Below are 14,861 nucleotides of genomic sequence, written 5' to 3' on the forward strand. Positions count from 1 at the left end.
CCTACTGCGCCTCCTCCGACCAAGCTAATGCTCCGTCAACAAATGTCATAAGTGTCTTTCCTTTGACTGTCCACCCTGTAAATGGTGTATTGACAGCCATTGATTCAAATGCTTCTGCATCAATTGGTGCAGCTGTTGCTAAGTCAAAAACTGCAATATCTGCTGGTGCACCAATTGTTAGTGTTCCTGCGTTTAATCCAAAAATTTCTGCCGGTTTCACTGCCATCCAATCAATCACTTGTTCTAATGTGAAAATGCCTGTTTCGACAAAGTTCGTATAAATCAATTGGAAGGCCGTTTCACTACCGACAATACCAAAAGGTGCGTTTAAAAATGATTGTTGTTTTTCTTCTAAACCATGGGGCGCGTGGTCGGTAGCAATACAGTCAATCGTGCCATCTAACAAGCCGTCAATCAATGCTTGTCGATCTGCTAAACCACGTAATGGCGGGTTCATTTTCCAAAACCCTTCGTCACCAGGAATATCCTCATCGACTAAAATTAAATGGTGTGGCGAAACTTCGGCTGTTACGTGAATCCTTGCTTTTTTAGCATCTCGAATAACGCGCACGCTTTCTTCTGTTGAAACATGACAAACATGATAATGAACGCCTGTTTCTTTTGCTAAAGTAATATCCCGAGCAATTTGTGAAGCTTCCGTTGCACTTAAAATCCCTGGTAGGCCTAATTTCTTAGAAACTTCGCCTTCATGCATCACACCGCCAAATAATAAAGATTCATCTTCCGTGTGCGCAACAAGCGCCATATTTAATGCAGCCGCTTCTTTCATGGCTAAGTACATCGTTCCTGCCGTTTGGACACCAACACCATCATTCGTAAATGCAAAGGCGCCCGCTTCTTTTAAGGCCTTCTGATTGGTTAAAACTTCACTCCGTAGCTCTTCTGTAATGGGGGCATATTGTAAAACTTTCACGACTGCATCTTTTTGAATTAAGTCGTAAACCTCACTTAATTTTTCAGCCGTATCTGGTACTGGATTCAAATTGGGCATTGCGCAAACCGTAGTAAAACCACCGCGAGCAGCAGCTTTACTGCCCGTTTTAATCGTTTCTTTATACGTAAAGCCTGGTTCTCTAAAGTGAACATGCACATCGACCAAGCCTGGTGTAATTAGTTGCCCTTTCGCATCAAACACTTGCTCAAAATCTGCTTCGTCAAACGATTCCCCGATTGCGTGAATCACACCATTTTCTAGCCAAAGTGCTGCCTCAATCAATTGATTCTCTTTTTTGATGATTTTTCCATTCTTAATTAACGTCTTCATTTCTCCACCTAGGCCTTTCCATGTAAAATTGCTTCCAAAATTGCCATGCGCATAAAGACTCCGTTACTCATTTGCGCGACGATTCTTGATTGCAGACTTTCCACTAATTCATCTGCCAGTTCAACATCCCGATTGACTGGCGCTGGATGCATAATAATTGCGTGTTTCTGTAAACGAGTTGCCCGTTCGTTGGTTAAACCATATTCCAAATGATAGCCTTCTTTTGAAAAACTTTCCTTACCATCATGACGTTCGTGCTGCACGCGAAGCAACATCATCACATCGACTTTTTCAACAATTTCATCTAGCGGCACATATTGTCCATAGACATCAAACTGATGATCATACCACTCTTCTGGACCTGAAAAATAAATTTCAGCGCCTAAACGGTTTAATAACTGCATATTTGATTTAGCAACGCGAGAATGTGTAATATCTCCCACAATCGCCACTTTCAAGCCTTCAAATCCACCAAATTCTTCATAAATGGTCATCAGATCCAATAAACATTGTGTAGGGTGTTGTCCACTCCCGTCCCCACCGTTAATAATAGAACATTGAATCGTTTTACTTTGAATCAATTCATCGTAATAATTTTCTTTACCATGACGAATGACTGCTACATCTACACCAATTGCCGACATCGTTAGTACTGTGTCGTATAACGTTTCTCCTTTTTGAACAGAACTTCTACTTGCTTCAAACTCAATCACTTCTAAGCCTAATTTTTTCTCAGCTACCTCAAAACTTTTATGTGTTCGAGTACTATTTTCAAAAAACAAGTTTGTTGCAAAATATTGACGTTCTTCTGGGTGCCATTTTGCTCCCTGTTTAAATTCTCCTGCGCGACGGATTAACCCCATGACTTCACGGTCGGTTAAAGCCTCAGCAGTTAAAAGATGTTTTAAACTAATTCGTTCAGATGTAATAATCATTCGTCCAGTCCTCCTACTGTTCTTCGCTACGTGCGTTTTCCGGTAAAATTAAATTCAAAACAATTCCTAAGACGGTTGCTAATGCCATTGAAGACAATTCAAAGGTTCCTACTTTGAAGACTAAGCCACCAATGCCGATGACTAAAATTACTGAAGCAATCAATAAATTCTTTTTCTTATCAAAATTAATCTTATTATCGATTAAGATTTTCAAACCACTTGCGGCAATCACACCGAACAAGACGAAACTAATTCCTGAAATAACTGGTCCTGGGATACTTAGAATCAAGGCACTTAATTTTCCAACAAAGCCTAAAGCTACAGCGAACACCGCGGCTCCACCAATCACGAAGACACTGTGTACTCTTGTAATTGCCAGCACGCCGATATTTTCACCATAACTTGTAACTGGTGGTCCACCAACAAAACCTGCTACAATTTGCGCTAAGCCATCTCCCATTAAAGTTTTAGATAAGCCTGGGTCTTGGAAAAAGTTGCGCTTGGTTAATTTATTCAAGACCATTAAATGACCAATATGTTCTGTCATTGTTACAAAAGCAATTGGTGCCATTGTTGTAATGGCATTTAAATACAATTTCGGTTCATATTGAACAAAAGGTACTTCAAAATTCGGTAAAGCAAACCAAGCGGCTTCTTTAATAGGGGTTAAGTCAATAATTCCGAAAGCTAAAGCGACCAGGTACCCACTAACAATTCCCAAAAGAATTGGAATTAATCCTAGGAAGCCTTTGAAAAACATGTTGTAAAAAATGGTTAAGCCTAAAGTAATTAAGGCTACGGCAATATATTTAAAATCATAAACGTTGTTGTTATACATTGCGTTATTTGCGGCATTAGCTGCTAAGCCTAAACCGATAACCATCACGACAGGTCCTACAACGATAGGCGGTAAAATTTTATCCAACCAGTCGGAACCAATTTTTTTAATGATTAATGAAACGATTAGGTATACCAAGCCGGTTGTCATAGCACCTTGGGCAATGGCTGGATAACCATCACTCTTCATTAACATCTGCATCGCTGCAATAAAAGCAAAGCTACTGCCAAGATAAGCGGGGATTTTTCCTTTTGTAGTAATCAGATAGACCATTGTTCCTAATCCTGAACTGACTAACGCAATCCCTGGGTCAATTCCCACTAAGATTGGTACTAAAACCGTTGCGCCAAACATCGTAAATAAATGTTGTAAACTTAGGCCAACCCAGTGAAAAGCTTGCGGTCTGTCTTTAATATCTAAGACTGCATCCTCATTTCGAAATTCTTTTTCTGACAACGTTGTTCACTCCTTTTTATTCGTTTCCTTTACTGATCATAATACGATCTGCGCCGTCACGCTCTTCCATTTCCACAATAATTTCCTCAGTTTTTGATGTTGGAATATTTTTCCCTACATAATCGGCACGAATCGGTAGTTCCCTATGCCCACGATCTACTAAGACTGCTAAAGAGATTTTTCTTGGACGACCTAAATCCATAACAGCGTCCATCGCAGCACGAATGGTCCGGCCCGTGTACAAGACATCATCCACTAAAATAACTTCTTTACCTTCAATTGAGACTGGTACGTCAGAAGAATGTAATTCAGGTTCCTCCATATCTTTCACATCATCACGATACAAAGTAATATCTAATTCACCAACTGGCACGTCAATATCTTCTAATTGTTTTAAGCGTTCGGCTAGACGTTGTGCAATGTATATCCCACGCGTTTTAATTCCTACTAAAACAATGTCTTGAATTCCTTTGTTTCTTTCAATAATTTCATACGAGATTCGAGTAAGCGCTCGTTTCATTGTGACTGCGTCAACAACTTCTTTCTTTGGCATAATAATTTCCTCCTCATTTCTTTTTTATCTACGTCCTCGCTGTCTTGGGGTCAGCGATTCTTCCTTCAATTGAGCAGCTGAAAAATAAGTGGGTTTTTATTGAAATTGTCCTGTTATTTTTTCCAACAAAAAATCCTCCTACCCGTATGAGGATAGGAGGATGTTGGTTACAGTTTAAAAAGGTACAAGGGTACCATGTAGCCCACACAACTTACTAACTAAGCGCACCTAGTGTTCTTTTGCATGATTCCTTCTTAGCCTCACGGGACTAAACTTAAAGGTTACAGTTATTTAGTTATTTTTCTTCTTAAAAAAGAGTTTACCTCTTCTTCAGAAAAAAATCAATGATTATTTCTTAATTGGTGTAAAGTTTTTTCAAAAACTTTTGGTAAAGGTGCTTCAAAGACTAATTGTTCACCTGTAGTAGGATGTGTAAAGCCTAATAACTTCGCATGTAAAAATTGTCCATTGCCAGGCAATGTTTTTTTCGGTCCATACAATGGATCTCCAGCTAATGGATAACCGATATATTTCATGTGAACACGGATTTGATGTGTCCGGCCTGTTTCTAGTTGTAATTCAACTAAGGTAAATGCATCAAAACGCTCTAAAACAGTAAAATGCGTGACTGCTTCTTTACCGCCTTCAATGACCGCTTGCATTTTACGGTCAACCTTGGAACGACCAATAGGCGCATTTATTTCTCCCTTATCGTGAGGAATAACACCGTGGACCAAGGCAACGTATTTACGTAACGATGTTTTTTCTTTTAGCTGTTTCGCTAATGATTCATGGGCTTGATCATTTTTAGCCACCATCAATAGCCCCGAAGTATCTTTATCAATTCGATGAACAATTCCCGGTCGCACCACATCATTAATCGCCGATAAGTGATCCGCATGATGAAGTAACGCGTTCACTAATGTACCCTTGGGATGCCCTGCCGAAGGATGAACAACCATGCCTTGAGGTTTGTTGACGACAATCACATCATTGTCTTCATAAACAATGGTCAAAGGAATATCCTCTGCTACCATATCTAGCACTTCTGGTTCAGGAATTGTTACCACAATTTCATCGCCTGCTGTAACTTTGTAATTTGCGCGGACCGTTTCACCGTTAACTGTTACGTGTTTTTCTTTTAACCATTGTTGAATTTGCGAGCGGGAATGATTGGGTAAATGTTCACTTAATACTTTGTCAATCCGGCCTTTTTCTGTTTGAATCGTTACGTTAATTTGTTCCATTTTTGCCTTCCTTTGCTGCTTTTTCATCTAAAATCAAATAAATAAATATACAAATAACGCCGACCACTAACGTACTATCTGCAACATTAAAAATAGGAAAATTCATAAAATCCGTTTGGAGCATGTCCACCACGTAGCCTAAACGTACACGATCAATAAAATTCCCAATGGCACCTGCTAAGACAAAAGATAAACCTACAGAATACCAGATACTTTTTTTATAATTCTTAATTAATAAATAAATAATCACGACACTAACAATTACTGTGATGACATAAAAGAATATCATCTTTCCTTCTAATAAGCTCCAAGCGGCTCCGGTATTTCTTAAATGGGTCAGCGACAAAAATCCAGGAATGAATTCTTTTGTTTCACCCAAAGAAATGTTTTGGACCGTCAAATATTTGCTCCATTGGTCAAGCCCTACTAATAAGGCACTGATTAAAAAATATACTACTAACAATCGCGTCATTCCTTTTCTCTATGAATACTTGCTAAATCTCTTGGTCGAACAATGCCTACTAACTCACCATTAGGATGGCCACTTTTACTAATAAGCACAGCTTCTAAGCGTGGCTGCTCCCGAAACATTTGTTCAACTTCAAAAACGGTTGCTTCAATTGAAACAAATTGATAGTTGCTGCGTTTATAATTTGATGCCAACAATTCTCGCACCGTTCGGTTGGCAATGTGAACTTCGCCTTTGGTGCTCTCAATGGCAAACCATACACCAATCCCTCGAACCGTGATTAATCCTTTAAATACACCTTTTTCATAAATCGGAAATTGGGAATATTGTTTTTTTGCAATAATCGTTAATAACGTTTCTAAAGAAGTGGTGATTTCAAAAGCTGTAACACGTTTCGCAAATTTAGGCACTACTTTTTCTGGTTTTGTTAAAGCTTGTTCAATCGTTTCAATTCGTTGAACTGCCCATTCGTTTGGCTCTGCAATTACAAAATCATCAGCAATTCGCTCATGAACGATGGCATTTCTTAACTGAGCCATTTGAAGCAAATCCTCTTCAAATTGAGCAATCTGTCCTTTTTCTTTTCGGGAAAGACGTCTTGTCATTTCACTGAATCCCATGTTGACAGGATTGTTCAGTCTCTCTCTCATCCACTTTTCAATGCGATTAAAGTGTGCTAAAAATGTATCTGCTCGTTCCCCCATAGTCGTTGCTCCTTATAATAAACTACGCAATAAATTTCCGTCATTATTTTTTATTGAGCTACTTTCAAGTATATACTAAAAATAGGTCTCAGGAAAGAGCGGCTTTAAAAGAGACCGCTCGCTTGACCCGTTTCGTCCACATCCATATTTAACGCAGCAGGAACTTTCGGCAAGCCAGGCATCGTTAAAATGTCACCCGTTAACGCCACGATAAACCCTGCACCGATTTTTGGAACTAGCTCACGAATCGTAATCGTAAATCCTTCTGGCCGTCCTAATTTTTGAGGATCGTCAGAAAGTGAATACTGTGTCTTCGCCATGCAGATTGGTAATTGATCCCAACCATTTTTTGTAAAGTCTGCAATTTGCTTTTGTGCTTTCGGAGAAAAAATCGCCTGTTCCCCGCCGTAAATCGTTTGTACAATGGCTTGAATTTTTTCTTCAATTGTTTGGCGAGGATTATATAAAGGTTGAAACTGTTTTGTATTGGCTTCAATCTCTGCTACTACTGTTTTCGCTAGATTCGTGCCACCTGCGCCACCTTGCGCCCAAACACTTGTTAACTCGACGGGCACGCCTAACGCTTGGCATGCTTCTTTCAATAGTTGAATTTCTTTTTCTGTATCCTGTGTAAACTCATTAATTGCAACAACTACTGGTACATCATAACGTTGCATATTTTGAATATGTTTTTCTAAGTTGGCAAAGCCTTTTTGTAACGCTGGTAAATTTTCTTCTGCTAACTGATCTTTCGCCAAACCGCCATGCATTTTCAACGCGCGAATCGTTGCCACAATCACAACGGCATCGGGTGCTTTTCCTAAAGAAGGTACTTTAATATCTAAAAATTTTTCGCCACCCAAGTCGCCACCAAAACCTGCTTCTGTTACGACATAATCCCCTAGATGCAAAGCCGTTTTTGTCGCTAAAATACTGTTACATCCATGAGCGATATTGGCAAAAGGACCACCGTGAACAAAAGCTGGAGTTCCTTCAATCGTTTGAACTAAATTAGGTTTTAAGGCGTCTTTTAATAATAAAGTCAGTGCACCTGCCACGTTTAAATCTTTAACCGTCACCGGCTCTCTTTGGTCATTATAGGCGACAATAATCCGACTTAAGCGTTCTTTTAAGTCCGTTAAATTTTGCGCTAAACAAAGAATCGCCATAATTTCACTCGCCACAGTAATATCGAAACCGTCTTCTCTTGGTACACCTTGGAAAGGACCGCCTAAACCAACAACGACCTGTCTGAGCGCACGATCATTTAGATCCACTGCCCGTTTCCAAATCACCCGTCGAGAATCAATCTTTAATTCATTTCCTTGCTGTAAATGATTATCTAGTAACGCAGCTAAGGCATTATTGGCTGTCGTAATCGCATGCATATCACCAGTAAAATGCAAATTGATTTCTTCCATTGGTAATACTTGTGCGTAACCGCCACCTGTTGCGCCACCTTTAATCCCCATCACAGGACCTAATGATGGTTCTCTTAGGGCAATAACTGTTTTTTTATTGATTTGATTTAATGCATCTCCTAAACCAATGGTCACGGTTGATTTTCCTTCTCCTGCTGGTGTTGGATTAATCGATGTAACGAGAATTAATTTACCTTCTGGTTGCGCTTCTAAGGATTGAAGCGTTGGAAAATCTATTTTCGCTTTGTATTTTCCATAAAGTTCGAGCGAATCTTCTGAAAGACCGATTGTTTCGGCAATCTCTTGAATAGGTTTTAATGTTGCTGCTTGTGCAATGTTAATATCTGTCTTCATAACGGACCCCTTTTCAATTCTTTATCGTCTTTGTGACACATTGTTTCTTTTAAATTATAGCTTGTATTGAATAGAATGGCTAGAATAACCTTTTTTAAACAACCCAACCATTGACGTTTGGTAGCCTTTTCTCGTATAATGAAAGTGTCTTTACAAATCTAAAAGGAGCGTGAATTGGATGCAAAAAGGAATTGTCAAATGGTTCGATAACAGAAAAGGTTATGGTTTTATCGTTTACAACGAAGAAGATGAGATTTTTGTCCACTTCACTGCTATAGAAGGTGACGGATTCAAATCACTTGATGAGAATCAATCTGTAGAGTTCGAGATAATGGAAGGCAATCGTGGGCTACAAGCAGCACATGTCAAAAAAATAGATAACTAAAAAAGCTGAACCAACAACGCTTTGCTCCAAAAAGTAAGTAAACGTAGCGTTTGTTTCAGCTGATTATTTTAAGATTTTGAGAGTGGGTCACCAGTCGTTTCGACTTATGACTCACTCTTGTTTTTTTCTTCTTTTTTATGAAGGCCCAAAGAATGATCTTCTGCTACCTTCAATTCAGGCTTTTTTATCTTAAGTGCCTCAAGAAATAACGGAATCGTTTTCTTTTTCATTAAAAAGACTTTTGAGCCTTCCTTAAATTCTGAGGAAAAAATTTCGATGCTTTTTTCATTGTAGGTTACTTTTTCTATCTGAGAAAGCGGAAGTGCTTTTTTGCGAAACCATAAAACATCTCTGACAATTAAAGATGTTTCTGTCAGGTTAAAAGACCGCGCAATTCCTAGATAAGCAAACACAAAAAATGGAACCATCACCAGATTACTAATCAAGTAAGGACCATTATTTTCCAATGCTAAAATTAAACTAATAAATAATATACAAAATGTGCAAGACCAGTAAATAATTGTTGATGCTAATTCTGGCTGCCAATAGAATTTCTGTTTTTTCATAAAGTGCCCTCACTACTTCTGGATCAACGCCGCTAAATTTAAATATGTTATAATAGTAACATACTTTTTTTAAGAACAAAAAGAAATTAGGAGTAATTTTATGTTAAGAATTTATGTAGATGCTGCAACAAAAGGCAATCCAGGTGAATCTGGCGGCGGTATCGTTTACCTCACCGACCAATCTCGGCAACAATTGCATGTTCCTTTAGGCATTGTTAGTAATCACGAAGCCGAATTTAAAGTGCTGATTGAAGCTTTAAAACAAGCGATTGCCAATGAAGACAATCAACAAACCGTTCTTCTCCACTCAGATAGTAAAATTGTTGTCCAAACAATTGAAAAAAACTATGCTAAAAATGAAAAGTACCAGCCTTATTTAGCAGAATATCAACAACTAGAAAAGAATTTCCCTTTGCTCTTAATCAAATGGCTACCTGAAAGTCAAAACAAAGCGGCCGATATGCTCGCACGGCAAGCATTACAAAAATTTTATCCCAATAAAAAGTAGCACTGTTTACTTAATGCTTTTCCTTTATTAATTTGATAATTAAACACGTGGAGCAAAAATCCCTAGTGATTTTTGCTCCACGTTTAAAAACAGATAAACGATTCTGTCTCGACTTCTTCTTATAGCCACTTATTCTTTTGTCGTTATTTCCGCAAATTGCCCATTGGTTAGCGAAAGGATTGCTTCAGGCGCTAATTCAATTTGCATGCCACGTTTGCCTGCAGAAACAATAATTGCAGAATATTGTTGAGCTTCTTCAGCCAAATAGGTGGGAAATTGTTTTTTCATCCCAATTGGGGAACAGCCCCCACGAATATAGCCTGTGGTTGCTTCTAAATCTTTTAAGTGAAGCATTTCTACCTTTTTGTTGCCACTAGCTTTCGCTAATTTTTTCAAATCTAATTCTTGATTACCAGGAATGACAGCCACGACTGGACCTGTTTTATTACCTACTGTAACCAAGGTTTTAAAAATTCGTCCTTTGTCAATACCTAAACTTTCAGCGACACTTTCTGCACTTAAATGATCTTCACTCCAAGCGAATTCATATTCTTTATATGGTACTTTATGTTGTTCTACCATGCGCATCGCATTCGTTTTTTGTTGTGTTTTTTTCTTTGCCACTTTTTTCACCTTCTGAATCACTTGTTTTGTTCGAATGTCTTTAAATAATTTCTTAATACTTGTACGGATAGTTGGCCTGGTGCAGACGCTTGCTGGGCTGAGCCAAAAGTTAGTGCCGACCCGAACAGTTGACCTGTTACGCGACTAATCATCCCTAACTGTCCCATTGACATAGTAACGATTGGGACGGATGCATAATGGGTGTACATTTCATTGGTTGCTGAAAGTAACGTAAGTACATCTGTCGCATCTTGTGGCATCACAGCTATTTTACAAATATCCGCCTGACGCATTTGCATTTGGCGTAACCGCGCGACAATCTCCTCTTGCGACGGTGTTTTCTGAAAGTCGTGATTACAGAGAACAATTTTAATCCCCATCTTTTTAGCTTCGTAAATTAACGTATCTGCCGCCAGCGGATTCGCAAATAATTCAATATCTAATAAATCCAACGCACCTTTTTTCACTAATTCATGATACAAAGCAAAATAATTTTCCTCAGAAAAAGCCATTTCGCCGCCTTCTTTTTGTGTACGAAAAGTTAACAATAACGGTTTTTGCCCCAACCGTTCCATTACTTGTTGTGAAAGATTACATACATCGGAAAAATCAGCGACATTTTCATAATAGTCTAAACGCCATTCCACCAAATCACAATCTAGTGTTTGGCTCGCCGTTGCTTCGGCCAAAATATCCTCGGCTGTTGGAGCAACAATGGGCACCACAATTTTGGGATTCCCTTCACCTATTCGCACATTTTTGACTATAACTGGCTTCACAGTTCCACCTAACTTCCTCGTTTGTTTTTCTCTCTTCATATCATACCATTTCTATTCTTTTTTGCAATTTAAAGAGCTACAAAGACACCTAGAATTAGGAATTTCCTAACACTAAATGTCTTTGTTTGGGTTATTTAACTCTTTCTGTTGTTACGTTAAACTTCCGTACTTTGTAACTGATACATATCCGCATAAAGGCCACCTTCTGCCAGTAACGTTTCGTGCGTTCCTCGTTCTACAATCTGCCCTTTGTCTAAAACTAAAATCAAGTTTGCGTCACGAATCGTCGAAAGGCGATGCGCAATCGCAATTGTCGTTCTCCCTTGACGCATTTTGGCTAATCCTTCTTGAATCAATCCTTCTGTTTCTGTATCAATATTAGCGGTTGCTTCATCTAAAACTAAAATTTTGGGATCAGTTACAATTGTTCGTGCAAACGAAATTAATTGACGTTGTCCGCTAGAATAACTCGCTCCTCGTTCAATGACTTTCGCATGATAGGTATTGGGTAACGTGTGAATAAATTTATCCGCCTGAACAAATTCCGCAGCCTGTTTAATTTGTTCATCTGTGATGTTTGGATTCAGTAAACGGATATTTCCAGCAATATCTCCATAAAACATGAAAGCATCCTGCAATACTAAGCCCATCTTTTCCCGTAATTCTGTCATGGGAAAATCACGAATGTCACGATCATCAATTAAAATCTGGCCTTCATAAAATTCATAGAAACGCATGAGTACATTAATAATTGAACTTTTACCACTTCCAGTATGACCGACTAAAGCGACGGTTTCCCCGGGATTTGCAACAAAGCTAATATTTTTCAATACTTCGTTTTTGCCGTCATAAGAAAAAGTAACATTGCGAAATTCAATTTTCCCGCGAATAATTTCCCCATTCGCACCTACTGATTGTTGCGGCGTTAATTCTTCCGTATCCATAATTTTTAAAATACGGCTACCTGCGACAATCCCATCTGTAAAGATACTTAGGAAGTCCATCATTTGTGTCATCGGATTAAAAAAAGCTTGGACATACGTTACAAAAGCATAAATCATCCCCGCTTCAACAGGTGAATGTAAAGCATCGATGCCAAACATAGTTAAGGCCAATGCAATCGCCAACGTATACAACAAATTAATGATGGGACTTAATAATAACGAATTCATACGAATCATTGCTACTCGTGTTTTTAAATAGTCATCATTGGTTTCTTCAAATTCTTTTTCCAAACGCTTTTCTTGGCGAAATTGTTGAATGATTTGCATACCAGAGATGTATTCATTTAGTTTGGTGTTTAATTGACTTAATTTTTCCCGCATACTGCGATATAATTTTGAACTAAATTTTTGGTAATACCAAATTACAACTAATAAAATTGGCAAGAAAATTAGACAATAAAATGAGATTTCTGGACTGAGTTGAAACATTGCAAAAAATGACGAGATTACGGCAAAAATTCCTGTAATCACCATTAAGAATACATACCAGAATTCAAACAATGTTTCTGTGTCATTTGTAACACGAGACACCGTCGAACCCGCTGGTGTTTGATCAAAATAACGCATACCTAAAGTGTGTAATTTTTCAAATAATTTCACTCGTATATATTGATACGTTTTTAAAGAAGTCATCGAATACAAATACCATTGGAAAAACCAAACAATACTTTTGACAATGACACCAAAAAAATAAATAGCAGCAAAAGTTAGAATCACTTGCATTGTAGCAGTTTTAGGCGTTAAATAATTATCCATAAAAACTTGAATGACTCTAGGCAAAAGAATATTGATAATTGATAAGCCAAATGCAAAGAGAATAGCTGTGTAAAACATGCGTCGAAACGGTTTGGCAAAACGAAACAAACGCTGAACAATCGTTAATTGTTCTTTCAGCGGTAACTCTCTGGACCATTCGGATTGATACTTTTCTTCCATTAACTCTCACTCCCTTCAATTTTCGCTTCTAATTGCTGTTTTTCCCACATCCGCTGATACCAACCCTTCTGAGCCAGTAACTCTTGATGCGTCCCCCGTTCAATAATTTTCCCTTCATCCAACACTAAGATTTCTTTTGCATGCATGACACTACTTAAACGATGTGCTGTAATGATAGTGGTTTTTTCTTGGCGCGTTTCTTTTAGATTTGATAAAATCGCCTCTTCAGTCTTCGCATCGACTGCAGATAAGGCATCGTCTAAAATTAACAATTCTGGTTCAACAATCAAGGCTCGTGCAATAGAAATCCGTTGTTTTTGTCCTCCAGAAAGCGAAACGCCACGTTCCCCAACCATTGTGTCATAGCCTTCAGGGAATGCTTTAATTTCTTGGTTAATAAATGCTAATGCTGCCGCTTGTTCAACTGCCGCTTGTCCCAAGTCTGGTTTAGCAAAACGAATGTTATCTCGTACCGTCATGGAAAAGAGAAAATGGTCCTGTGGCACGTAACCCATTGCACCCATCAATGCATCTAATGTGTAATTTTTAATGTTATGTTTTCCAAAGGAAATCGTTCCTTGGTATTGGTCATATTCACGCATCAACAACTTCAAAATAGTGGTTTTACCAGCGCCTGTTTTACCAACAATCCCCAAGGTTTCTCCTTCTTGCAACGAAAATTGGATATTTTCCAACGCCACCGTCTCTTCTTTTGGATAAGAAAAAGAATCAATCTTCATTGAAATTGTCCCTTGCGCCATTGTTTTGATGGCATCTTTTCGTTCGATAATATGCGTTTTTTCATGTAATAATTCGTTCACACGATCGTAACTAGCATTCCCACGTTCTAACACATTAAATAAGCGCCCAATCGCAAACATTGGCCAAACTAGCATCCCAATATAGGCAATGAAAGAGACCAACTGACCTAAACTAATCGTTCCTTCCATGATGAAACGACCACCAATAATAATTGTCAAAACATAAGAAACACCAATAATCAGCGTAATAAACGGATCAAATAGTGCATCTAAAAAGTTCGTTCGTTTATTTTTGACGATAGCATCATCAATTTTCTCTGTAAAATCAGCAAGATCTTCTTTTTCTTGCCCAAATGTTTTAATGACTTTAATTCCAGTGATACTTTCTTGTGTTTTATCATTAATCGCTGAAAAAGCAGCTTGTGAATCTCGAAAGGCATCATGCAACTTAGAACCTAAAACTCGTGAAGTGACGGCTAATAAAGGCAGCGGTAATAAAGCAATTAATGTTAAGCGCCAATCGACAAATAGAATCATTGCGATAATCGTTGTTCCTCCCGTAATCACAGAGTCGGCAAACGTTAAAATCCCAGCTCCAGCCACATTTTGGATGGCATTTAAATCATTGGTTGCATGCGCCATCAAGTCACCTGTCCGATATTTCTGATAAAAGATGCTATCCATTTTTGTGAAATGATGAAATAATTGAGTCCGTAGCTCTTTTTCCAAACGAGCGGCACTCCCCCAAATATGCATCCGCCAAATATAGCGAAAAAGATATTGGGCAAGCCCAGCACCAATCAAGAGTGCAACCCACACGATAATTTTCGTTAAGCGAATTTCTTTGTTAACGATTTCATCTACAACGACGCCAATAACTTTGGGCGGGACTAATTGAACAAGAGCGACCATCATTAATGAGAAAACCCCAATAATATAACTTTTTTTCTCTTGCTTAAAAAACCAGCCTAATTTTTTGAATATGGACATTCAGTTGTCCCTCCTTTACTTTGTTGTTCTACGAAGACTACTTTCG

The 14,861-nt window shown here is 38.4% G+C and carries 15 protein-coding genes; 2 read left to right on the top strand and 13 right to left on the bottom strand.

Going from position 1 to position 14,861, the window contains the following annotated elements:
• Nucleotide 1 precedes the first annotated feature (1 nt).
• The 8 genes from IGK54_RS07355 to IGK54_RS07390 all read right to left on the bottom strand — a co-directional run bounded on the left by IGK54_RS07355 (nt 2) and on the right by IGK54_RS07390 (nt 8,262).
• Entirely contained in the window at nt 2-1,285 is a 1,284-nt protein-coding gene (locus IGK54_RS07355) for a dihydroorotase (protein WP_142957129.1), read from the bottom strand.
• An 8-nt stretch (nt 1,286-1,293) separates the two neighbouring features.
• Entirely contained in the window at nt 1,294-2,220 is a 927-nt protein-coding gene (locus IGK54_RS07360) for an aspartate carbamoyltransferase catalytic subunit (protein ID WP_002357411.1), read from the bottom strand.
• A gap of 13 nt (nt 2,221-2,233) precedes the next feature.
• Nucleotides 2,234-3,514 (bottom strand): solute carrier family 23 protein, encoded by a 1,281-nt coding sequence (locus IGK54_RS07365; protein ID WP_002357410.1) that lies wholly within the window; start codon nt 3,512-3,514, stop codon nt 2,234-2,236.
• 16 nt (nt 3,515-3,530) lie between these two features.
• Nucleotides 3,531-4,070 (bottom strand): bifunctional pyr operon transcriptional regulator/uracil phosphoribosyltransferase PyrR, encoded by a 540-nt coding sequence (gene pyrR / locus IGK54_RS07370; protein WP_301280621.1) that lies wholly within the window; start codon nt 4,068-4,070, stop codon nt 3,531-3,533.
• Between the two features lie 338 nt (nt 4,071-4,408).
• Nucleotides 4,409-5,314: an RluA family pseudouridine synthase gene (locus IGK54_RS07375; RefSeq protein WP_142957130.1), complete on the bottom strand. Its 906-nt coding sequence runs from the start codon at nt 5,312-5,314 to the stop codon at nt 4,409-4,411.
• Nucleotides 5,301-5,777 carry a signal peptidase II gene (lspA, locus tag IGK54_RS07380; RefSeq protein WP_002360174.1) on the bottom strand — a complete coding sequence of 159 codons (477 nt, stop codon included), beginning with the start codon at nt 5,775-5,777 and terminating at the stop codon, nt 5,301-5,303. Before lspA ends, IGK54_RS07375 begins: the two co-directional genes overlap by 14 nt.
• A gap of 5 nt (nt 5,778-5,782) precedes the next feature.
• The gene (locus IGK54_RS07385; protein WP_002360173.1) at nt 5,783-6,487 is read right to left on the bottom strand and encodes a CBS domain-containing protein; all 705 of its coding nucleotides are present in this window, start codon (nt 6,485-6,487) and stop codon (nt 5,783-5,785) included.
• 104 nt (nt 6,488-6,591) lie between these two features.
• A complete protein-coding gene (locus tag IGK54_RS07390; protein WP_002365735.1) occupies nt 6,592-8,262 on the bottom strand; it encodes a formate--tetrahydrofolate ligase in 1,671 nt (556 codons plus the stop codon).
• 178 nt (nt 8,263-8,440) lie between these two features.
• Between IGK54_RS07390 and IGK54_RS07395 the strand changes: the two genes are divergently transcribed.
• Nucleotides 8,441-8,647, top strand: a complete 207-nt coding sequence (locus IGK54_RS07395; RefSeq protein WP_002357404.1) for a cold-shock protein — start codon at nt 8,441-8,443, stop codon at nt 8,645-8,647.
• Between the two features lie 104 nt (nt 8,648-8,751).
• Here the strand turns inward: IGK54_RS07395 and IGK54_RS07400 are convergent, their stop codons facing one another.
• Entirely contained in the window at nt 8,752-9,213 is a 462-nt protein-coding gene (locus IGK54_RS07400; RefSeq protein WP_010712512.1) for an EbsA family protein, read from the bottom strand.
• A gap of 100 nt (nt 9,214-9,313) precedes the next feature.
• Between IGK54_RS07400 and IGK54_RS07405 the strand changes: the two genes are divergently transcribed.
• Nucleotides 9,314-9,721: a ribonuclease HI family protein gene (locus IGK54_RS07405; RefSeq protein WP_002357402.1), complete on the top strand. Its 408-nt coding sequence runs from the start codon at nt 9,314-9,316 to the stop codon at nt 9,719-9,721.
• Nucleotides 9,722-9,850: 129 nt separating this feature from the next.
• Here the strand turns inward: IGK54_RS07405 and ybaK are convergent, their stop codons facing one another.
• From ybaK to IGK54_RS07425, 4 genes are all read right to left on the bottom strand, one after another.
• On the bottom strand, nt 9,851-10,366 hold the full coding sequence (gene ybaK / locus IGK54_RS07410; protein WP_002397353.1) for a Cys-tRNA(Pro) deacylase: 516 nt from the start codon (nt 10,364-10,366) through the stop codon (nt 9,851-9,853).
• A complete protein-coding gene (gene aroD / locus IGK54_RS07415; protein ID WP_002365737.1) occupies nt 10,363-11,124 on the bottom strand; it encodes a type I 3-dehydroquinate dehydratase in 762 nt (253 codons plus the stop codon). The genes ybaK and aroD overlap by 4 nt, the downstream gene beginning before the upstream one ends.
• Nucleotides 11,125-11,279: 155 nt before the next feature.
• The gene (locus IGK54_RS07420) at nt 11,280-13,064 is read right to left on the bottom strand and encodes an ABC transporter ATP-binding protein (protein ID WP_421001354.1); all 1,785 of its coding nucleotides are present in this window, start codon (nt 13,062-13,064) and stop codon (nt 11,280-11,282) included.
• Nucleotides 13,064-14,815 carry an ABC transporter ATP-binding protein gene (locus IGK54_RS07425; protein WP_430602842.1) on the bottom strand — a complete coding sequence of 584 codons (1,752 nt, stop codon included), beginning with the start codon at nt 14,813-14,815 and terminating at the stop codon, nt 13,064-13,066. Before IGK54_RS07425 ends, IGK54_RS07420 begins: the two co-directional genes overlap by 1 nt.
• Nucleotides 14,816-14,861: the final 46 nt, after the last annotated feature.

It is taken from the genome of Enterococcus sp. DIV2384, assembly GCF_050534975.1.
Classification (GTDB): domain Bacteria; phylum Bacillota; class Bacilli; order Lactobacillales; family Enterococcaceae; genus Enterococcus; species Enterococcus faecalis.